Source organism: Pontibacter toksunensis (assembly GCF_042686245.1).
GTDB lineage: Bacteria > Bacteroidota > Bacteroidia > Cytophagales > Hymenobacteraceae > Pontibacter > Pontibacter toksunensis.
Window position 1 is genome coordinate 21,147 of the sequence record NZ_JBHUOX010000018.1, and the last position, 13,939, is coordinate 35,085.

Genomic DNA, 13,939 nt, shown 5'->3' on the forward strand with positions numbered 1-13,939 from the left:
GGATTATTCAGTGCAATTGCTGTAGGTCCTTTTCTTTGTGTGCAGAAAGAAGCGCAGCAGCAAAACGTGGTAGGTGAGAATGGTGCTCATGCTGTAGTTGAGAAGAACCAGCTTCTGCACATAAGGCACCAGCTAGGAAAACACCTATCATAATGACTGTTCCAACCTATCTGTTGCACCTGAGCATGGTGCAAGAAGAAGGACTGCCCATCCGCAGGGCAGCCCTTTCCTCCACTTAAGCGGCCATGGCCACGGCAGGCAGTGCTTCCTTGTTTTGGTCTGCCTTCATATCCAGGATGTAACTGGCTGCCTTGAAAGCCCTGGTGGAGGCATAGATAATCATGGTCTTGTCGTCTTTGAACTTGCTGACCCAGCCCTGCAGGTAAGCCACTGAGTTTTCAAACACCGCCTCCTGGATGCCGGTGAAGGCACTGGGGAAACTGCTTTCAGGCCTGTAACCAATCTAATCCCTTTCTTTTCCATTTTGTATTTTTTTTAATAGAGCTGCCGCTGCACCATCCCCCGGTGGTACTGGTTGGTTTCCTCCTCTATGACGGCAGCAATTGCCTCCAGCCCCTTCTCTCTGTGCGCAGCAAAGAAGCGCAGCAGCAGGCTATGGTAGGTGCGGATTGTTCATACTGTAGTTGAGCAGAAACAGCTTCTGCAGGTAGAGCAGCGGACAGGAGATATAGCCCGCCCGTTTTAGGTAGCTTTGCTTCCAGAGCCTTGCCTGCAGGGCTATATCCCGCACTTTCATCGTCTCCTGAAAATCCGCTTTTTGTAGCTGCTATTTCTCTCCTTAGGAAGGAACAGGTAGATACAAGGTATACTCTTACGACGCTGTTTCCCCATATTATTTTGTGGCACAATATGACTCGGTAAAGTGACTACTATCTTGTGGCTCTTTCTTAGTACAGCCTCTGTTATGCCCGTATCTGGCTCTAGCGCCAAAAGAAAAGTTTTTCCATTGGGAGCTTTTGCTGTTATTCCGTCTGCACTTTGTTTCGTGCTATTTCTTGGCGTTAGCAGGAAATTATACACTATATAAAAATTAATAATATTTTATATACTATATAAATTATATTGTTTTAATTTGTGGCGCCCTTAAAGCAAACTATGGATGCCGTCTTCATGTGTTAGTGAACAAACCAGAAAGATATTTATCTGCGTTTTTACTTTGATAATAGTTGTTATTTTTCCTTCATATGCACAAGAGGGAGAGTATTACCCTTTTTATTCAGGTGACACAATAAGGCTAAAGAAGTTAGCAGTTGCGCAACAAGCTTCCCTTAAAAATCATCTTGTGGTCCCTCTTAACATGAGTTCTGAGTACCGGAGGAGTTACAATTCCATCATTGAGAAAAGCGCTGAGGAAAGTTACAGAAGAGTGTTAAGCTCTGCTCTGTTGGATACAATTATGGAACCGTACATCCAGTCGGTCTTTCGGGAGGTATTGAAAGCCAACAGCGATTTGCCAAACACAAAGCTTATCCTCTCCCGGAGCCCTGTTGAAAATGCATACGCCCTGGCTGATGGGACAGTATTCTTCAACATTGGCTTGCTGGCTAAGCTTGAGAATGAAAGCCAGATAGCCTTCATCATTTGTCATGAGCTGGCCCACATCAAGTTAAGGCACATGGAGCGCGGCATCAAAGAGAGCTTAGATGCTTTCTACAGTAAAGACTTTAAGAAACAGTACAGGCAAACCGCCAAAGAGGAGTACAACCGTAATTCTAAAATGGGAGCTTTGCTCCAGGGGCTTTCCCTGGCTAACCTGCAGCATAAGCGTTCTTTTGAAAAGCAGGCCGACTCCCTTGGGTATATTTTTCTTTCAAAAACAAAGTACAGCACTGCCGAAGTCTACACTGCCTTGCAGGCTTTAGATGTGATTGATGCACCATACTCCACCCGGAAGCTTGACCTTGGCTCGCTTTTCAGCTGCCCGGACTTCAACTATAACTATGAGCAAGAGCATGCAAAAGCATCCTCTATTTTTGATGTAGTGGAGGCTACGTCCGCTTTGCCTGACAATCCAGATACCTTGCGGACGCACCCGGACTGCCAGAAGCGGATGCTTTACATTAGAGAGCTGGAACAGGTTATCCCGGTTGACGCAAGCAGGCAAACGTTTCAAACATCACAGCTGGAAAGCATAAAGCTCCTCTGCAAGAGAGAGGTAGTGCAAAGCCTGTACGACATGCAGCAATACGACTATGCGCTGTTTAACGCACTGCTTTTGCTCAGGGAGCAGCCGGAGAGCAACTACCTGAAGAGCATGGTGATGCTGTGCCTCTTTGAGTTAAAGCGCCATTTGCTGCTCCACCGCTTTGCAGAAGTGGTATCTGTAGCATCAGCGTACCACCCGGAGAATTTCCAGCAACTGCTCCGGGTGCTCCATAACCTGAACACCTCCGATTTCAAAGGCATAAGCAACTGCTTTGCCCAAAAAATGCCAATAGAGGAGGGAACGCAGGAACACCTGCTAGCGGCACAGTATGCCTCCGCTGTTTTACGCGAAGACACTGAAGAGGCACAGCAAACAAAAAAGATTTATCTCGACAAGCATAAGGAGGGGAGGTTCAGGAAAATGCTTCTCTCTGCTAACCTCAAATAGAAACGAAAACAAACTTTTACTTTATATCCATTACACCATGCAACGATTGCAAACTGTTTTTACATTTCTGCTGCTTTTGATCGCAACAGCCAGCTATGCACAGACCCAAACCCTGACAGGGTTCTCAAACTTCCGGAAGAAGGCGATGACGCCTATATTCGAGGGGAATGAAGTGAAGGGTTACACCATGTTCTACCATGCCGACAAGGCTGACAAGCGAAATGACAACTATGGGTTGGACTTCTTTGATGAGAACCTACAGAAGGTAAAAAGTGTCATGTTCCCGAAAGAGCGGTATTACAGCCATTTGCTGAGAAGCGCCTACAATGGGAAGGCCTTTAGCTTTTACTTTTACAATTCAAGAAAAAAGATGCTGGAGATTGATGTCTTTGATAAATCCTTGAATAAGATAGCCACGAAGCAGTTTCCTAAACTCTCGAAGGCTGAACTGAGCGTGGCCCTGCAGGAACTCCAAACGCCCGGCAACGGAGATAACAAGCCTATTTCGGGCCTTAACATATATCCTGTTCCTGACATGGGGTTTGTCAGAAACGGGTACACAGGTATGATGAAAGGCTTCTTGTTGGAGATGTACGATAACAACCTGAACCTGAAGTGGACATACGCCTCTGATGAAAAATCCAAAGATTACGAATCACTGCTAGTGAATGAGGTGACAGATAAGTACGTACTGGCTACCATTGCACGCAGGCCAAACATGCTGTCTAAAAAGCTTTCTTTCTCGATGGCAGCATTTGATGTGGTGACTGGCAAGAAGCTGCTGGAAATGGACGTTGAGAGTGACAACAGCCAGCAGTTGTCTGTGAGCTCTTTTTCCTTTGATGACAAGAAAAGCGAGTTTATTACGCTGGGGGAATACTATAAACCAGAGGACAAGGTGCTTGTGAATAAGAGCCAGGGCTTCTTTGTGAAGCGGATTGGCCTGGATGGGAAAGAGAATTCTGCACAGTTTTTTGCATGGGAGAAGGATGTAAACCCATTACTGCCACAGGAGGCGAAGAAGAGTTTGGATGAAGGCTTTGTTAACTTCGTGCACAAGATAGTAAGAGGCGCAGATGGCAGGCAGCATATTGTGGCAGAGCAGTATAAAGTGAAGGCAGATGGCGTAGGCATTGCACTGGCTGTTTTAGGAGGTGGTACCAGCACGGCGAAAGGAGTTATCGGCAACATGATGATTTACACACTTGACGCAGACCTGCACCTGGAAAAGGTTCATTTCTTCGAGAAAGACCAGACGGAGTGCATCCTGCCTCCCGGTTCAGGCTTTTACGGTGCTGGCTTGATAGGTTTGGTCATTAACATGAACGGGGGCTTTAATTATCAGTTTACGCAGGAAGAAAACAGCCAGGCGAGTTTCAATACGGCCTACATGAACTATCGAAGGGTACAGAAAAGCAAGTACTGGGAAAAGACCCTGGTGAACATCATGTACGCTGGTAATACGGAACTCAAAACAGATAAAATTGATGTGACCTCCAATAAAGAAACTTTTTCTTATGTCTATCCTGCAAAGCCAGGGTACGTGTTGGTGCTGGACAGTCAGTTACAGGAGAAGAAGCTTGAAATGAAGCTTGTGAAGTTAAACAAATAGAATCATTAGCTATAAGAAGGGTTCAGCCAGTGCTGAACCCTTCTTGTTTATATGCTATGAAAAAAATAAAACCCTCTGCTAAGAACGCCCTTTATCCTTTCAAGCGGCAGTGGCAACAGCAGGTAGCGCTTCCTTGCTTTCCTCTGCCTTCAGGTCCAGGATATAGCTGGCGGCTTTGAAAGCCCTGGTGCTTGCGTATATAATCATGGTCTTGTCGTCCTTGAATTTGCTGGCCCAGCCCTGCAGGTAAGCCACCGAGTTCCCGAACACCGCCTCCTGGATGCAGGGGAAGTTTATTGTAAGCTTCCGTCCATCAAGTAGTTTCCCTAATGTCAGATAGAGACCATCAGGGAAGCAGTAACAGCATGAGTTTGGGTAGCTTGGAACGTATTGGTAGTCCAAAATAGCAATGGAAAGGGAGCAGCCACATGCTCCTGTCTTCAGCTATTGGCTTGCCCCCTGTCGCTTGCCCATAATAGAAGAGAGGAGCATTGTATGCATATTCAGAATAATGCTGCAAGGGAAGTCATGCTAAAAGCTGAGTTGTGCAACAGCCACCCACGTTTTCTGATAATAAGATTGTGCATGTTCCGGCCTAAAGTTGGTAGACACGACATGTTGCAACGAAAAAGCAACCAATCAATAAAGATTTGGGTCAGTCAATAGGCATAGCGATGCTGCCCTTTGCTTAAACCCTTTGTTATTTGATGCAACTAACGAAATCTTTACATCCATCCCTTCCAGAGCTAATCAGAGTTAGAAACCTGTTAGGCATTCATTGCCTTCTGCTGTTTATGGTTATATCAACCAGCATCAAGCAGATAGTGCAGCTGAACCATCAACTGAGCACCCTGCTGTTCCAGGATGATGGCATACGCATCAAAGCCACCGTCCTGGACAAAGCGACAAACGCTCCCATACCCTTTGCCTCTGTTTCAGTGGTGGGAAGGGAATACCAGGTACAAGCCAATGACAAAGGCTATTTCACGCTGATGTTGCGTCCGGAAGAAAAGCTACATGCCGTCAAAGTTTCTTCCCTGGGCTACGTCTCCCGGGAATTCAAAGTAGAAAGCTTGCTGGATAAAACAGGGTCGGGTGGTGCCATGGTTTATCTGGAGTCACAGCACAGGAGCCTGAAAGAGGTTGAGGTAACGGCAAAGGCCCAGAAGTGGAAAGCGCAGCAGGTGGGATACCATATAGACGAAGGCACCCCTTTCCATTACAAACTAGCCCCTTCAGACACAGTCATCGCAGGAACAGCTGGACAGGAGATAGGCACCCGCATCAAAGTGAAAAGGAAACAGGCCGTGGTGCAAAGCGTTTCCTTTGGCCTGGCCGGCTTGGGGAATGCAGCCGTTAAAGTGGGAGTTAAGCTCTACTCCATCAAAGACAATCTTCCACACCGGAACCTTCTTGCCAAACCAGCCATCATCCGCATTGAGCCGCACCACACAGGCTGGATAACGGTGGACCTGGAGAAACACAACATCACGGTGGAGGATGATTTTGCCTTTGCCATCGAGTGGCTTTCAGAGACCACCAGGCTTAACAGCAGCTCGCTTATGGCCTTTGCCACAACACCCAAAGGGCAAGTCACCTATTACCGACCGGCGGAAGCCGGTCCCTGGAGGATACGCAAATCGGGTTTGCTTGATGTGAAGAGCATTGGCATGTATGCTACCTTGCTGTCCCGAAAGTGAGTATGAAATAAAGGTGCTTTCAATAACAAGCGGGAGGATTACCTTGGGTATGCTTTACATACATCAGGTCACTACCTGGCGTCGTTTATACCAATATCATCTCTGCCCTGCAGCTTGTGAATTTTTGTGGATGCCGGTTTCAAGGACCAGTTACGGTTAGATTATATACCATGCACATTGCGAAACTGTAATGCATAATCCGCAATGCGCATTGTACATACTTCCTTATATGTTCAGTTCTGGTACTTTCACAGGAAAAGAAATGGTGGCATTTTTTATATTAAAGGGAGATAATAGTATATTCAGTAGTTAAGTTCCGTTTACACTACACCTTTCGGGCAGTCAAACAGAATGACTTTATGTCCAGTAGTTGGCATTAAGAATAAATAAACAAGAGAGAAACCTTATTAACTAATATAATATGAAATTACTTTTTATCCTTATTCTGCTTCCACTTGGCTATCTCGTAAGTAATTCGCCTGAAGCTGACAAAACATCCGAAGAATACATATATGAACTAACCGTAAACTCCCCGGGTGTGGATTCGGTCATATTCAACCTGTTTATAACTGGCTATACTCTTTCCGAGACAGGAGCAAGAACGCCATTAGAGCTTGAGAAGCAAGATTTGAAAACCCCTTACAAACTCATCTTAAGGAATGGGAACTACACTGCTATAGTTGATAATATGTCAAAGGATGCAGTTATTATAAGCCGGGTTCAGGGAATCAAGAATGGTGAAAGGATGGGTTTCGGTAGCGGAGAAGCAAAGAGAACTATCATAGATTTTGGCTTTGGGGGGAATTATTTGGTTAGAAAAAAGTAAAGAGATATATACCTGCTACCAACCCTATGTACCAAATCCTTGTTTCGCTTAGGGCTTGGCATACACGCAGCCTATTGAAAATTCGCTAATGACGTTACTTGACTGATTCGCTATGATGTTCAGGCTATTTGTTATGATTGTTTCTTTAACCGCACCTGCAGTGTATGCCCAGGATAAAGAAACTGACTGGATTAATAATAACGCCTATGAATTGAAAGCAGATTCTAGTTCAGGCAATGATGACCTGATGTTTCTATCTGAGGAACTGAAGGGTAAAACAATGGTGGGGCTTGGCGAAGCCTCCCACGGGACCCGGGAGTTCTTTTTACAGAAAAGGCGGATAATAGAAAGCCTCATCAGTCAGCATGATTTTAAGCTGCTCGCATTTGAATTCACCAATTCTGCAATAGCTCCTATCAACCTGTATTTACAAAGTGGGCAGGGGGACTTGAAGCAGCTCATGCAGCCCTTGGGTTTATACAACACAGAGGAAATATATACGCTATTACATTGGATAAGGCAGTATAATACAGCTAAACCTGCCCAAGACAAGGTGGTGCTGAACGGTCTTGACAGGGAGGATTTCTGGCATGATGCCCTCACTCGTGACAAATATATGGCTGAGAACCTGATCGAGGCTCATGAGGCAAGAGGAGACAAAACTATCGTCTGGGCCCACAACGTGCACATTGCCAAAGATACAACCATGGCTAACTTCCCAGCGATGGGCTCCTATCTAAAGCAACAGTTCGGGAAGGAGTTTTATGTGATTGGCTTCGATACTTACAAAGGCACTGTGAATGTGCTGAACAGCGGCAAGTTTGAAAAGCATGCGTTCGAGGGAAAGGAAAACAGCCTTTCGGGTGTATTCGCTAAAGCGAAATCCGAAGCTTTCTTTCTGCCTTTCAATGCCAAATCAGGCCCGTTCACAGGAATGACCGGCTATATCACGCATATCGGTTCAAACTGGCAGGAACTAACCTCATTGCCAATCAGACCCGGAGTAGACTTTGACGGAATAATATTCATCAGGAATACCTCTGCTTCGACAAAACTAAGTCAGTAATTGCTGGGCTTTGGCTCAGGAACTGTTGACGGAGCCGGGAAGGGGGCATTAAAATCATCAGCTGCCAGCATCGGTATTGATTCAAGCACCTGAACTGGCTATACTCTTATGCAAGCACTACGTGCGAAGAGAGCGCACGTAGTGCTTGCATAAGAGTATAGCCAGCTTGGCAGATGGGACCTGCTATGTCTTCCTCCTTCTCCAGAATGACATGAATGAAAGTCTAGTGAACAGATTCAGATTATAATTAGATTTGAAGGTGTTAGGGAGAAAAGGTGAGTGATAGTGTACTGTATGTATTATGTTTCGATTTTGTACTAAATGAATATAACATTAAAAGCAATAGATTTTAAATACCCTACTAAGGAAGAGAAAGTAGAAGCTTGCAAAAACTATCCAGAAATAAAAAGATTTGGGTTTCCTGAAGTGAATGCGTTTGCTAGTCTAAATGATATTATAGATAGTGACGCAATTGGATTTGATGACAAAGTAAGAAGGAATAATTTGCATTACTGGGATGTATGTATAGAAAATAAGCTATTCAATCTTTTTAATGCTTATATAAACTCAGTCACCCACTACAATAGAGGGATCCCTAACAAACTCGAAAACTTAGAAGCTAATCAGCCTATTAATTATGTTCTTTTTAATTTCTATCTGGAGTCGTTCTACAGTCTTTTCTTTTCTGTAGGAGATGTTGTGGCGCAGTTGATAAATGTGTACTACAGTTTGGGATTTAAAGAAAGAAGTTTGAAAAGAGGCGATAATGCGGTTAGCTTTCATAAAGTTAAAACAAATATGGTTCATCTGAATCAGAACCTGTACAAGATTTTAGATGATTTTGGAGTTGCCACCCGTAAAGCTTCCAATTTTAGGCATAATCTTACTCATGCATTTCCTAATAATCAGTCTAATCATTTAATCTCAACTACTGTAAACACTAATGATGGAAAGATATATGGATTTCACGGAGGCGTAGCCACCGCGCCAAGCGAGTTTATGGACAACATAAATGAATCTTTAGAACAGCTTTCTGTCCTGATGAAGGATTTGAGAAAAGAATTCAATTTGGATTGAAGAGAACAGAGAAATCTTATTTAGTCTCCTCTACCAAAGTCAGGTTCTCTGGAGGTAGGATACATTAGGTAGCTTATATCGCACTAAGATTAGTTCAAGGTAGTTTGTATATGTTTGCTCTCTTGCAATACAGGCTGCGGTTGCGGAAGCAAGCTAAAGGCGTATTTGCTGCTCAATCTTGTCCCGGAAAACGGCTGTATCATAGGAGACAGAAAAGCCTCGTCTTTCTGAGAGGTCGGATGAGTCACGCATCGCAGTACCCTTTCCGCCGCTTCCTGCCAGCCAGGCGCTCCCGCTCTCCACAAGCTTGTTCGAACGTATCGTACCAGTCTTCCCTGCGCGTCCGCTCCTGCCGATAAAGTCCCTATCCAAGGGCTAGTATCGGGGCCGGAGTTTTCGGCACTTTCACGAGAGTTGGAACTGGGTGCCTGTTGTTATCGAATCTGTCTAATAGGAATTACCACAACTAAGGAATTTCAAATAGACGCTGAAATATATCGACTATAACTAACTTTTTAGTTTAAAAATCAGTAATTTACTTATACCTGTTCAATTCCTCAGAATAACAGGATAAGGTATATGTTTTTGAGTATCTGATTGACAGCTGGTACAAGGGATAGTACATGAATCTTTATAAATCAGTAGACTTATTATTGATGGTTGGATGCTAAGTTTAAAGGTACAGTTGATTAAAGGAGACAGTATGAACTTTGAATTTTATAGGAGTTTTCGGTTTATCTTATTGGCCTTATTTATCTCTTTGTCAGTTAATGCTTTCGGACAGCAGCTTGAGCAGAGGCGTGACGACATCTACAAGTTTCCAGAGCAAATTCTGGAGGATTTAGAAAATGATACGGTAAAGTATTATACAAAAGCAGCCCATGAGTTTTCCTTTATCGGGGACTACAAAAAAGCGCTTCTTTATGCGGACATAGGGCGGCCTCAGTTCGCCACTTTGACCCCTGAGCAGATAAAATACTTTAAGAGCTTCAAGCCAGTAGGCGCCAACCAGTTCCTGAAAGAGAAAGCGCAGGAGGAACAGATTATCATCATAAACGAAGGACACCATCTGCCACTACATCGTGTGTTTACGCATTCTCTTCTACAGGATTTGTATGAGGCGGGGTTCAGGTACTTTGGTGCAGAAACTCTCTCGCATACAGACAAGGAGTTAAATCAACGGGGCTATCCTGTTTTCAGCAGTGGATTTTACACAAAAGAGCCGCAATATGGCGAGCTTGTCAGAGCTGCGCTTTCGATAGGCTTCAAAGTCTTTGCTTATGAGGGTGAATCAGGAGGAAGGGAACGTGAAATAGAGCAAGCAGAAAACATAGCAAGAGTACTCCAGAAGGACCCTGAAGCCAAAATACTTGTACACGTGGGATATGACCATATCAGAGAAGACTCGGCTCTACATGTTTGGGAAAAGGCGATGGCAGGACGCTTAGATGAAATCACCGGCATAAACCCCTTTACCGTAAATCAGGAAATACTGACAGAGAAGAGCAGGCCCGAACTCGAAAACCCCTATTTGAAGCTTGCCAGTGTGACAGAGCCTACCATATATGTAAATGCGGATGGAGATGGGTTTGCAGGACCACCAGGTTTCGGAGCTTATGATGTAAGGGTGTTTCACCCAAAGACCAGTTACATCCACGGAAGACCAGATTGGATGTTTACCCTTGGCAGAAAGCCTGTCTTTATAAACAAGAGAATCAAGGTTAATTACCCTGTTCTGGTTTTCGCATATAAAGCAGGAGAGGACATATCACAGGCGATTCCAGTTGATGTGATAGAGTTAAAGAGTAAACAGGACAAAAAGGCCTTGGCTTTGAAAAAGGGTAAGTACAGTATTTTGGTTCTAGACAAGAACGGGGGGCAGCAGACAGTTAGCATAAAAGACTAACATCAGTCGATACCACCTCTACGGTAGCTTCACCACAGCAAAGCCCTTCAACAATATAATTAGATGAGAAAAAGGTCTGTCATCATACTATCCATTACATTCATGCTCTGCGGCTGCTCAAATCAGCAGCCGCTGTCGGAAACGCAAAAGCTGGAGTCATTGGCAAGGGTATGGGGCTTCCTGAAGTACTACCACCCAAGTGTCGGCAGCGGGAAGACGGATTGGGACAGTGATTTTATTCAGATTCTGCCAAAGGTAAAGGCTGCTCAGTCTAAAGAAGAGCTGAGCGCGGTGTATCTGGAATGGATTGAGGGGCTGGAGAAAGTGAAGAAGGTCGTGCCTGAGACCAAGGGAAAGGAACCTGCCATCGGATGGGCAGATGGGCTGGGGATTTGGGGAGAAAACGGACCTGTGACCAAGGAGAAAACCTTCGACAAAAACTTTAACCTTGACTGGACAGATGACAAGTCCCTGTTCTCTGAAAAGTTGATCTCCAAGCTGGATTATATAGAAAAGAACAGGTTCCGGGGCAAAATACGCTATGGTACTTTTAACCCTGCTGTGTTTTCAAACAGCACAAAGGAGGCTACTGGTGCAATTCAAAACATGAAGAGTCCGAATGAAGCCTCCCGGTTATTAACCCTTTTTACCTACTGGAACCTCATCGAGTACTTCTTCCCATATAAGTATCAAACCGACCAGGATTGGAATGAAGTGCTGACGGAAATGATACCAAGGTTCAAGGACGCGGAGAGCGTTTCAGAGTACCACCTGACAGTGGTGGAAATGGTGGCTAAGGTAAATGACAGCCATGCATCCATCTCCCCTGAATATGCGCCCGAGGTTTTCGGCAGTTACTGGATTCCAGCCAGGTTCAAGCTCATCGACGGAAAAGCCGTGATAAAAGGCTTCCTGAATGACTCTATGGCGATAGCCGATGACATTAAAGTTGGAGATATCGTCTATAAAGTAAACGGAGAGGATATAAGCGACATTGTCAGAAGAGAGTCAAAGTATATCTCTGCCTCCAATGAGGATGGGAAGAGAAGGAACTTCTTCAACGCTGTTTTCAACGGGATGACTGACAATGTCACAGTAACCCTCGAGAGAGACGGCTTAGTACAGGAAAAACAGCTGAAGCGATACTTATTCGAAGACTTTGGCTACAAACCCGGTGCCAAGGGTGTGAAGTGGGAAGTGCTAAACGGCAATATCGGTTACGTGAACATGGGCTTGTTGAAACCAGCCGATGTAGCAGAGATGATGGAAAGCCTGATGAAGTGCAGGGCCATCATCTTTGATATAAGGAACTACCCTCAGCTTACCATGCGGGAGGTTACCAAATACCTCAACCCCGGGCCGAGGCCGTTTGCAAAAATCATGAAGCCAGACTCCACTTATCCGGGAAAGTACTTTTGGTCTGACATCCAGCTCGCAGGTGAGCAGAATGCCAGCCCGTACCGAGGGAAGGTTGTTATATTAGTCAACGAACACACCCAGAGCCAGGCGGAGTATACCGTCATGGCACTCCAGACTGCAGACAGCGCCACTGTCATAGGGAGTCAAACGGCAGGAGCTGACGGGAACGTTGTCTACTTTGAACTTCCAGGAGGCATAAGGACCAGGATTTCCGGGCTTGGAGTATTTTACCCGGACGGGAGGGAAACCCAGCGCATAGGCATTGTTCCCGACATAGAGGTGAAACCGACAATCGAGGGTATAAGAAATCGTAGGGACGAGGTGTTAGAGAAAGCGTTAGAGTTCGTAGAAAGGTAGAAATAAAGTTGCTTACTACGCCTGTAATTTAGCTACGCCACCTTATAGTCAAGTTTATTACAGACGTACCTGTTGAACATAAAAGTACTTATGAGATAGCCCAGTAGCAACGGCACCTGCCCTGCCACCGAATTATGAAGCGGTTAGCACAGCAAGAAAACAGGCGGTACAAAAATTTCCTTCGCTACATATTTGCAAATAGAAATATTTATTACCTTGCGCGCCTCAAGAGCCTCCTGCTCTTTTTATCATATACCAGAACCCGAAAGGTTCGCTTCTGACATTGTATGATGTAAGGCAAAGAGGCTGCCCTTTTAGAGCAGCCTCTTTTGCTTTGTCACGTTGACCAATTGTGCTAGAGTCATTCCTCTCTTTAAGCGGCCATGGCCACGGCAGGAAGCGCTGCCTTGCTTTCATCTGCCTTCAGGTCCAGGATATAGCTGGCTGCCTTGAATGCCCTGGTGCCGGCGTAGATAATCATGGTCTTGTCGTCTTTGAATTTGCTGACCCACCCCTGCAGGTAAGCCACCGAGTTCTCAAAAACCGCCTCCTGGATGCCGGTGAAGGCACAGAGAAAACTGGCGCCCATCTCGGCTATCAGCTCCTCTTTGCTGTAGTCCTCGTCCCCAAAGCGGGTAGCCTTGTCTGTGAAGCGGTCCAGCCTTTGGGGGTGGCCGGTAGAGTGAATGAGTTCATGGTAGAGCGTGGCATGGTAGGCGTGGGGAGAAACAAAGTACCTCAACTCCGGCAGCTGCACCCGGTCACTTACAGGGGCATAGTAGGCTTGCGTACCTCCGTGCCCGATGTGGGGGCGCGGCAGGGGGTAACGCTCCACCACCTTTTGGCAAGCCGCTATGACCTGCAGCTCTGTGCGCTCCACAGCTTCCGGAAGGGCAAAGTCTACGCCTTCTATTTGGTCGATGTTAAACACGGTCCAGATAAATGGAACAAACTTTCTTCCGTGTTCTTTCTCCTCCTCCGCCTTCTCTAAGGTATTTTCACAGTCTTTCTCCTCCCTGATTTTCCAGTAGATGATGGGGGTGCCTTTCTCGCCTTTCTTCACGTGCCCGCCCAGTTCCTTAGCCTGCCGGAAGGTGAGGAAGTAAGGTGTGGTGAAGTGCCGCTCCTCGGTGATGTAGTGGAGATAAAAGGCGTTGAAGCCTTCGTAGTGCCGGCCGGAGCTGTAGTTTCTGGGGAGGCCGTAAGAGGTCCAGGGCTTCTGCCAGGGCACCTTGCCCTGCTCCAGCTGCGCAATGACCTCGTTTGTTACCTGCTCTGCCAGCTGATTGAATTTTTCGTATGCGTTCATAGGAGTATAATTGATGGATGATTAGATAAGTACTATTGTGCGTGATGGTATAA

At 45.6% G+C, this 13,939-nt stretch carries 13 protein-coding genes; 8 read left to right on the plus strand and 5 right to left on the minus strand.

Annotation, left to right across the window (positions count from 1 at the left end; translation table 11 throughout):
• Positions 1-235: 235 nt before the first annotated feature.
• Positions 236-406: a hypothetical protein gene (locus tag ACFS7Z_RS19725; protein ID WP_377488301.1), complete on the minus strand. Its 171-nt coding sequence runs from the start codon at positions 404-406 to the stop codon at positions 236-238.
• Positions 407-613: 207 nt separating this feature from the next.
• The gene (locus ACFS7Z_RS19730) at positions 614-757 is read right to left on the minus strand and encodes a hypothetical protein (protein WP_377488304.1); all 144 of its coding nucleotides are present in this window, start codon (positions 755-757) and stop codon (positions 614-616) included.
• Between the two features lie 660 nt (positions 758-1,417).
• Here ACFS7Z_RS19730 and ACFS7Z_RS19735 point away from each other — a divergent pair.
• Together ACFS7Z_RS19735 and ACFS7Z_RS19740 are read left to right on the plus strand one after the other, a co-directional pair.
• The gene (locus ACFS7Z_RS19735) at positions 1,418-2,614 is read left to right on the plus strand and encodes a M48 family metallopeptidase (RefSeq protein WP_377488307.1); all 1,197 of its coding nucleotides are present in this window, start codon (positions 1,418-1,420) and stop codon (positions 2,612-2,614) included.
• A gap of 37 nt (positions 2,615-2,651) precedes the next feature.
• Positions 2,652-4,226: a DUF6770 family protein gene (locus ACFS7Z_RS19740; RefSeq protein ID WP_377488310.1), complete on the plus strand. Its 1,575-nt coding sequence runs from the start codon at positions 2,652-2,654 to the stop codon at positions 4,224-4,226.
• 99 nt (positions 4,227-4,325) lie between these two features.
• On the opposite strand, the gene ACFS7Z_RS19745 is transcribed toward ACFS7Z_RS19740, so the two are convergent.
• Positions 4,326-4,496 (minus strand): hypothetical protein, encoded by a 171-nt coding sequence (locus tag ACFS7Z_RS19745; RefSeq protein ID WP_377488313.1) that lies wholly within the window; start codon positions 4,494-4,496, stop codon positions 4,326-4,328.
• 524 nt (positions 4,497-5,020) lie between these two features.
• Here ACFS7Z_RS19745 and ACFS7Z_RS19750 point away from each other — a divergent pair.
• The 4 genes from ACFS7Z_RS19750 (at position 5,021) to ACFS7Z_RS19765 (ending at position 8,895) form a co-directional block, all read left to right on the plus strand.
• Complete coding sequence (locus tag ACFS7Z_RS19750; RefSeq protein WP_377488316.1) at positions 5,021-5,926, plus strand: carboxypeptidase-like regulatory domain-containing protein; 906 nt, start codon at positions 5,021-5,023, stop codon at positions 5,924-5,926.
• A gap of 421 nt (positions 5,927-6,347) precedes the next feature.
• A complete protein-coding gene (locus ACFS7Z_RS19755; protein ID WP_377488319.1) occupies positions 6,348-6,752 on the plus strand; it encodes a hypothetical protein in 405 nt (134 codons plus the stop codon).
• A gap of 133 nt (positions 6,753-6,885) precedes the next feature.
• Positions 6,886-7,818: an erythromycin esterase family protein gene (locus tag ACFS7Z_RS19760; RefSeq protein WP_377488322.1), complete on the plus strand. Its 933-nt coding sequence runs from the start codon at positions 6,886-6,888 to the stop codon at positions 7,816-7,818.
• Positions 7,819-8,139: 321 nt separating this feature from the next.
• Positions 8,140-8,895 carry a Cthe_2314 family HEPN domain-containing protein gene (locus tag ACFS7Z_RS19765; RefSeq protein ID WP_377488325.1) on the plus strand — a complete coding sequence of 252 codons (756 nt, stop codon included), beginning with the start codon at positions 8,140-8,142 and terminating at the stop codon, positions 8,893-8,895.
• Between the two features lie 153 nt (positions 8,896-9,048).
• Here the strand turns inward: ACFS7Z_RS19765 and ACFS7Z_RS19770 are convergent, their stop codons facing one another.
• Positions 9,049-9,267, minus strand: coding sequence for a hypothetical protein (locus ACFS7Z_RS19770; protein WP_377488328.1), 219 nt, complete (start codon positions 9,265-9,267; stop codon positions 9,049-9,051).
• Positions 9,268-9,598: 331 nt separating this feature from the next.
• On the opposite strand from ACFS7Z_RS19770, the gene ACFS7Z_RS19775 reads away from it, so the two are divergent.
• On the plus strand, positions 9,599-10,801 hold the full coding sequence (locus ACFS7Z_RS19775; protein ID WP_377488331.1) for a hypothetical protein: 1,203 nt from the start codon (positions 9,599-9,601) through the stop codon (positions 10,799-10,801).
• 63 nt (positions 10,802-10,864) lie between these two features.
• A complete protein-coding gene (locus tag ACFS7Z_RS19780; RefSeq protein ID WP_377488334.1) occupies positions 10,865-12,577 on the plus strand; it encodes a S41 family peptidase in 1,713 nt (570 codons plus the stop codon).
• Positions 12,578-12,950: 373 nt separating this feature from the next.
• Here the strand turns inward: ACFS7Z_RS19780 and ACFS7Z_RS19785 are convergent, their stop codons facing one another.
• Positions 12,951-13,886: an ArdC family protein gene (locus ACFS7Z_RS19785; RefSeq protein WP_377488337.1), complete on the minus strand. Its 936-nt coding sequence runs from the start codon at positions 13,884-13,886 to the stop codon at positions 12,951-12,953.
• Between the last annotated feature and the right edge of the window lie 53 nt (positions 13,887-13,939).